The 7,036-nt window shown below is 42.4% G+C and carries 8 protein-coding genes and 1 tRNA gene; all 9 read left to right on the top strand.

All coding sequences use genetic code 11. The annotated features are described in order from the left end of the window. The first annotated feature begins 35 nt into the window (after nt 1-35). Nucleotides 36-509 (top strand): arsenate reductase/protein-tyrosine-phosphatase family protein, encoded by a 474-nt coding sequence (locus tag ACI39P_RS00940; protein WP_439718845.1) that lies wholly within the window; start codon nt 36-38, stop codon nt 507-509. Nucleotides 510-513: 4 nt separating this feature from the next. Next, the gene (locus tag ACI39P_RS00935) at nt 514-1,338 is read left to right on the top strand and encodes a metallophosphoesterase (RefSeq protein ID WP_439718844.1); all 825 of its coding nucleotides are present in this window, start codon (nt 514-516) and stop codon (nt 1,336-1,338) included. Nucleotides 1,339-1,426: 88 nt separating this feature from the next. Continuing rightward, on the top strand, nt 1,427-1,942 hold the full coding sequence (locus ACI39P_RS00930) for a peptidylprolyl isomerase (RefSeq protein WP_439718843.1): 516 nt from the start codon (nt 1,427-1,429) through the stop codon (nt 1,940-1,942). Nucleotides 1,943-2,097: 155 nt separating this feature from the next. Beyond that, a tRNA-Leu gene (locus ACI39P_RS00925) sits at nt 2,098-2,181 on the top strand. 746 nt (nt 2,182-2,927) lie between these two features. Then, the gene (pyrH, locus tag ACI39P_RS00920) at nt 2,928-3,632 is read left to right on the top strand and encodes a UMP kinase (protein ID WP_439718842.1); all 705 of its coding nucleotides are present in this window, start codon (nt 2,928-2,930) and stop codon (nt 3,630-3,632) included. 30 nt (nt 3,633-3,662) lie between these two features. Then, on the top strand, nt 3,663-4,220 hold the full coding sequence (gene frr, locus ACI39P_RS00915) for a ribosome recycling factor (RefSeq protein WP_439718841.1): 558 nt from the start codon (nt 3,663-3,665) through the stop codon (nt 4,218-4,220). A 59-nt stretch (nt 4,221-4,279) separates the two neighbouring features. Then, nucleotides 4,280-5,026, top strand: a complete 747-nt coding sequence (locus ACI39P_RS00910) for an isoprenyl transferase (RefSeq protein ID WP_439718840.1) — start codon at nt 4,280-4,282, stop codon at nt 5,024-5,026. Nucleotides 5,027-5,037: 11 nt separating this feature from the next. Continuing rightward, nucleotides 5,038-5,850, top strand: coding sequence for a phosphatidate cytidylyltransferase (locus tag ACI39P_RS00905; RefSeq protein ID WP_439718839.1), 813 nt, complete (start codon nt 5,038-5,040; stop codon nt 5,848-5,850). Between the two features lie 24 nt (nt 5,851-5,874). Further along, complete coding sequence (locus tag ACI39P_RS00900; protein ID WP_439718838.1) at nt 5,875-7,020, top strand: 1-deoxy-D-xylulose-5-phosphate reductoisomerase; 1,146 nt, start codon at nt 5,875-5,877, stop codon at nt 7,018-7,020. Nucleotides 7,021-7,036: the final 16 nt, after the last annotated feature.

Below are 7,036 nucleotides of genomic sequence, written 5' to 3'. Positions count from 1 at the left end.
AAGAAAAATCAGTATTTTCAAGGAGTTTTAGATATATGATTAAAGTACTATTTATTTGTCACGGCAATATTTGCCGTTCTCCCATGGCGGAATACCTTTTCCGTGATATGGTACAAAAACGTGGGATTTCTCAGGAATTTTATATTGCTTCTGCGGCTACCAGCCGAGAGGAAATCGGCAATGGTGTTTATCCACCCGCCAAGAGGAAATTAGCTTCCGTAGGCATCTCCTGCGAGATGCACCACGCCAGACAGGTGACAAAAGCAGATTATGATACGTATGATTATTTTCTTGTGGCAGAACGATATAATATTCCCAACTTAATGCGCCAAATCAAAGAGGATCCTGAACATAAAGTTCACCGTCTGTTGGATTTTTCCGCTCATCCCAGGGATATTGCAGATCCTTGGTATACAGGGGACTTCGATACTACATATGATGATATTATGGAGGGGTTGGAAGGGTTTCTTGCATATCTGGAAAAAGAAAAAAAGCGAAATGGCAGGTGATACCATGAAATATAAAAAAACCATCGGCTGCATCTGCGGAGGCCTTCTTTTGGGAGCCTTCCTTTATTGGCAGAACAATGGACTGATGCTGACAAAAATGACATATCGGGGGGATATTCCTGCAAGCTTTAATGGATATAAGATTTTACAGGTGGCAGATTTACAGAATAAGATATTCGGAAAAAATCAAGAACCACTTTTGAGAAAGATTGAGCAGTCCTCTCCGGATATTATCGTATTAACGGGAGACTTGCTGGATCGAAACAGAACAGATGTAGATGTCGCAATGGATTTTATTAAGGAGATTGTGGATATCGCGCCGGTATATTTTGTTTCTGGCAATCATGAGCATCAATCCGGCGAATGGGAAAGACTGGCCGATGAAATGGTGGCGGCAGGCGTGACAATTTTGGATAATGGTAAATCAATCATCCAGCGAAATGGGGATACCATTACAGTATTGGGTCTGGCGGATAAAAAAGTAAACCTGTATTATGATAAGATTCTGCATACGCTGATGGCAGGGCAGGAGGATTGTTTCAATATCCTGCTTTCCCATAGACCGGAATTGTTTGAAACTTATGCAGCGGAGGGAGTTGATCTGGTTTTTACAGGCCATGCCCATGGCGGACAGATTCGGATCCCATTCCTGAAACAGGGCATTTTTGCACCCCATCAGGGGTTCTTTCCACAATATACAGAGGGAATGCATGAGAAGGACGGTACAGTAATGGTTGTGAGCCGCGGCTTAGGAAACAGCACGTTCCCTTTCCGTATTTTCAATCGTCCTGAGCTTATCGAAGTGACTTTAGCTGCAGAAAAGGAATAAAGGTTGTACAAACCGCTTTATTTGTGATAAACTAGAAAAAATATCTGGAGAATTCTCCGTAAAATATGAAAAAGAAAGGAAGATTCAAATGAATCCTATCGTAACATTTGAAATGCAGGATGGCAGCGTCATCAAGGCAGAGCTGTATCCTGAGATTGCACCAAACACAGTAAACAACTTCATTTCTCTGGTAAAAAAAGGTTTCTATGACGGCAAAATTTTTCACAGAGTTATCCGTGGTTTTATGATTCAGGGCGGCTGTCCTGAAGGCACAGGCATGGGTGGCCCCGGTTATCACATTGCAGGGGAATTCAGCATGGCCGGCTTCAAAAACGATCTGAAACACACACCCGGCGTTCTTTCTATGGCTCGTGCAATGCACCCGCATAGTGCAGGTTCTCAGTTCTTCATCATGCATGAAACAAGCCCTCATCTGGATGGTCAGTATGCAGCTTTTGGCAAGGTGATTGAAGGTATGGATGTTGTAAATAAAATTGCTGAAACAAAGACAAACCGTCAGGATCGTCCTCTGGAAGACCAGGTGATGGCGAAAGTAACAGTAGATACGTTCGGTGTAGAATATCCTGAACCTGAAAAAATGTAATGAAGTGAGAAATGGGTTCGATTGTGCAAGGGCTGTTTTTTGTAAAGGTGCAGCGTTTTCGTCAATTGAAAATTTTTTCAAAACATATTTATAAAATAAAAAAACTGCTTGCATTTTTATTTGATTTATGATAATATAGTCAAGCAGTTGATTTTGCGGCTGTGGCGGAACTGGCAGACGCATCAGACTCAAAATCTGACGCTGGTGACAGCGTGTGGGTTCGAGTCCCACCAGCCGCACTGGAGAACCCTTGAGAAATCAAGGGTTTTTTACTTTTGGTAATCAAAAGGTAACCAAGAAGGTAATCAAACTCAATTTTCACAATTTTAAAAATGCGATCACAAGAAAGGAGAGATTGAATCTGTTGTGTTTTTTCAATGTTTCCAAAAGAATGCGATTATAATTGTTTGTGACTTTTTAATGCAATGCAATTTAATATATTTCGCTTGTCAAGCCGCATGGTTTTCTGCGACTTTTTTTATTGCCTTTTTAACAGTTTGCTGGAAGAGCATGGTTGTGATCTTCTGTGATTTTATGTATTGAATTGTTTGGTATGGAAGGGATCGGATACGATATCTTAGCCTGTGATGTCAGTTATATGCTTTCTGGATATTATGGATTATACAGCGAACAAAAAATCATGTACTCTAAATTTAAAACAGAGCAAATTGATAAAAATGTACTCTAAAAAGATATTTGCTGAAGTGGATAGAAATAGGTTGAAAAAGGCAGAATGATTGAGTATAATATCAATATATTTGGTCTTTTCTCCTCTTTATTGATATATAAAACGAGGAAAAATAACACCGAATTTGCCACTTTAAAAATGAAAAGGAAACGCTTTTCAATGATGCAGTGAAAACTGACATTTGCATAAGCGTTTCCTTTTTTCAGGACTTTTTGCATATATGCAGGATGAATAGAAAATAGGGTAGAAATTTTTTGTAATTTGTGTTACATTAGAAAGGTAAGGAGGCTGTGAAAAATGTATAAGAGAATCGTGCTGAAACTGAGCGGTGAGGCTTTGGCCGGTGAAAAGAAGGGTGTAACTTTTGATGACACAGTGATCTGGGGGCTGATCGATCAGATCAAAGCAGTCATGGCAAAGGGAACACAGGTTTCCTTGGTTATCGGTGGCGGTAATTTTTGGAGAGGCAGAAGCGCAGATTCCAATATGGATCGTACCAAAGCAGACCAGATTGGTATGTTGGCAACTGTCATGAACGCAATTTATGTGGCGGATGCATTCCGTCAGAATGGCATCAAAGCATTTGTGCAGACACCGATCATCATCGGCACGATGACAGAGCAGTTTTCCAAGGAAAGTGCCATTGCACACTTGGAAAAAGGCGAGGTTGTGATCTTCGCAGCTGGTATGGGGCATCCATTCTTTTCTACAGATACAATCACAGCTTTGAGAGGCGCTGAACTGGATGTAGATGGTCTGTTCTTTGCAAAAAGCATCGATGGTGTGTATGATGATGACCCTGCTGTCAACCCCAATGCAAAGAAGATCGATATCATCAAGGCGGAAGACATCGTGAAAAATAACCTGAAAGTCATCGATATGGCAGCCGCAAATCTTTGCTTTGAACGCAAGATTCCTGTTATTATCTTCGGACTGAATGAAGAAAACAGTATCATTCGTGCCGTGGGCGGCGAAAAGATCGGTACAATTGTAACCGTTTAAAGATTTTGTTATCACAGGAGGAATATAGTTATGGCATCTGAACTGACAAAACCTTATGAAGAAAAAATGAAAAAGACACTGGCAGCATTGGACAGTGATTACAGCACCATCCGCGCTGGCCGGGCAAATCCCCATGTTCTGGATAAGATTACGGTGGATTATTATGGCACACCTACGCCACTGAATCAGGTGGGGAATATTTCCGTTCCCGAACCTCGCTTGCTGCAGATTCAGCCTTGGGATAGTTCTCTGCTGAAACCCATTGAAAAAGCTATCAATATGTCTGAACTGGGGATCAATCCTAACAATGATGGTAAAGTGATTCGTCTTGTTTTCCCCGAACTGACAGAAGAAAGACGTAAAGATCTGACAAAAGATGTTAAGAAAAAAGCAGAGGCTTCTAAAGTTGCAATCAGAAACATCAGAAGAGACGCTATGGATTCTTTTAAAAAGGCTGAAAAAGCAAAAGAAATCACAGAAGATCAGCTGAAAGATCTGGAAGAGGAAACACAGAAATTGACAGATAAATATGTTGCTGAAATCGACGCAAAAGCTGAAGCAAAAAGTAAGGATATCCTTACAGTATAATCATCGGAATATCCAAGCCCCTCTTCTTTGGAGAGGGGCTTTGTTACAGGGAGGTCAGTATGTTTTTTGAAAAAGAAACCAGCTCTTATGAGTTGAATCCCGATAAAATGCCAAAGCATATTGCTATCATCATGGATGGCAACGGCAGATGGGCCACGAAACGTTCCCTGCCCAGAAAGGCAGGCCATAAAGCTGGTGCGGAAGCATTGGAAAAAATCATCTATGCAGCGAAGGCGATGGGGCTGGAACATTTGACGGTATATGCTTTTTCCACGGAAAACTGGAAACGTTCCGAAGAAGAAGTTGGCGCTATTATGGATTTGCTGCGAATGTATCTGAAAAACTACTTCAAGAAATTCCTGAAGGATAATGTTCGTATGGATGTCATCGGTGATATTACGCGTTTGGACAAGGATATTCAGGAAAGTATTCTGGAAATTGAAGAAATTTCCAAAGAGAAAACAGGTCTGTTTGTCCATATTGCTTTGAACTACGGCGGCAGGGATGAATTGCGCCGAGCAGTAGGAAAAATTGCGGAAGATGTGGCAGCAGGCAGGCTGCACCCTGCGGATGTGACAGAGGATATCATTACAAATGCACTGGATACTGCAGGCACGCCGGATCCTGAACTGATGATTCGTACCAGTGGGGAAGAACGGATCAGTAATTTCCTGCTGTGGCAGATTGCCTATTCGGAATTCTATTTCTCTGAAGTGCTTTGGCCCGATTTTGATCAGAAGGAACTGGAAAAAGCTATTTATTACTATCAGAACAGAGAACGTCGTTTTGGCGGCAGATTGAAATGAGGTGACGCTGTATGAAAACGAGAATCATTTCTGCACTTGTGGCTTTGCCTTTGCTGATTTTTATTGTCGTCAGCGGTGGTTATTGGCTGCATGCCGGCATCGGTATTCTGGGGTTGATTGGGATGCGGGAATTTTACAGAGCATTTTCCAAGGAAACCAAAGGTTCTAATGTGATCGGGTATCTTTTCGGGTTATTCTATGTGATATTCATAGATAAACTTCTTTATGGCGGGAATCTGTTCAGTGTATTTGTTTCTGCATTTCTAATTGCATTACTGATTTATAGCGTACTGCGCTATCAGCATACCAATAATATGGAGGTTATGACAGCGTTTTTTGGCTTTTTTTATGCCTGCTTCCTGTTGTCTCATGTATATCTGATCCGGGAATATACCCATGGCAATCTGCTGGTTTGGCTGGTATTCATTACGGCTTTCGGCTGTGATACGGGGGCTTATTTTACAGGTTATTTCTTGGGCAAGCATAAACTTTGCCCTGCCCTGAGCCCGAAAAAGACCATTGAAGGCTCTGTCGGTGGTGTAATCACAGCCACGGTATTATCTGTCCTTTATGGGCTTTGGATCAACAGATTTTATCCTCTGGAAGGAGTCAATATTCTGCTTCTTTGCGCTTTGACTGGTTTTTTTGGCTCTTTTCTGGCACAGATTGGCGATCTGGCGGCATCTTCCATCAAACGCCAGACAGGCATCAAGGACTATGGCAATCTGATGCCCGGTCACGGTGGTGTATTGGATCGATTTGACAGTGTCATCCTGACAGCACCAGTGTTATACTATATTATGTTATTCCTGATTCGGGTATAAACAATAAATGAAGGTGTAAGAAGAATGAGAAAAATTTCTATTTTAGGGTCTACCGGTTCCATTGGCACCCAGGCGCTGGAAGTAGTTGAAAATTTAGGAAATATCAAAGTTATGGCAATCACCGGCAACAGTAATATTGCATTGCTGGAACAGCAGGCAAGAAAATTTCAGCCTGCGCTGGTGGCTGTGATGGATGAAAAAAACGCTGAACGACTGAAGGACAGACTGTCGGATCTGCATATTCGTATTGTCAGCGGCATGGATGGGCTGGTAGAAGCAGCCACCTATGAAGGGGTAGATACAGTCGTGACATCCGTTGTGGGCAATGTTGGGCTGAAGCCAACCTTTGCGGCCATTCAGGCTGGAAAAAATATTGCTTTGGCCAATAAAGAAACGCTGGTTTCCGCAGGGCAGCTGGTAATGGATTTGGCAAAGCAGCAGAATGTCAATATCTACCCTGTGGACAGCGAACATTCCGCAATTTTCCAGTCTTTGCAGGGAAATGAGGGAAATCCGATCCAGCGTATCCTGCTGACTGCTTCCGGCGGGCCCTTCCGCGGGAAAAAAAGAAAAGAACTGGAACATGTGACAGCTGCTGATGCATTGGCTCACCCCAACTGGAGCATGGGGAAAAAAATTACTATAGATTCTGCAACGCTGATGAATAAAGGCTTGGAAGTGATGGAGGCAAAATGGCTGTTTGATGTAGATGTAGATCAGATCGAAGTCCTGATCCATCCCCAAAGCATTGTTCATTCTGCTGTGGAATATGAGGATGGCGCTATCATTGCCCAATTGGGCGAGCCTGATATGCGTTTGCCCATCCAGTACGCGCTGACATATCCGAAGCGGGTAAAAAATCCCTTTCCCCGTGTTGATTTTGCACAGCGCAGCAATTTAACATTTGAAAAACCAGATATGGATACTTTTCAATGTCTATCTTTGGCCTATCGTGCTTTGAAAATAGGGGGAACTATGCCTGCGGTGCTGAATGGTGCCAATGAAGTGGCAGTTGCCCGCTTTTTGAAGGGAGAGATTTCTTTCCTTCAGATTTCTGCATTGATAGAACAGACTATGGATGCATATACTGTCAAATATGAATATACTTTGGAAGATTTGCTGGAAGCGGATGCATGGGCAAAGTCCTTTGCGGAAAAGGTGTGCTTCTGATAGATCTATTTGGAGG

This window comes from Anaerotignum sp. (assembly GCF_051877975.1).
Lineage (GTDB): Bacteria > Bacillota > Clostridia > Lachnospirales > Anaerotignaceae > Anaerotignum_A.
This window is presented reverse-complemented; position numbering and strand designations above follow the sequence as displayed.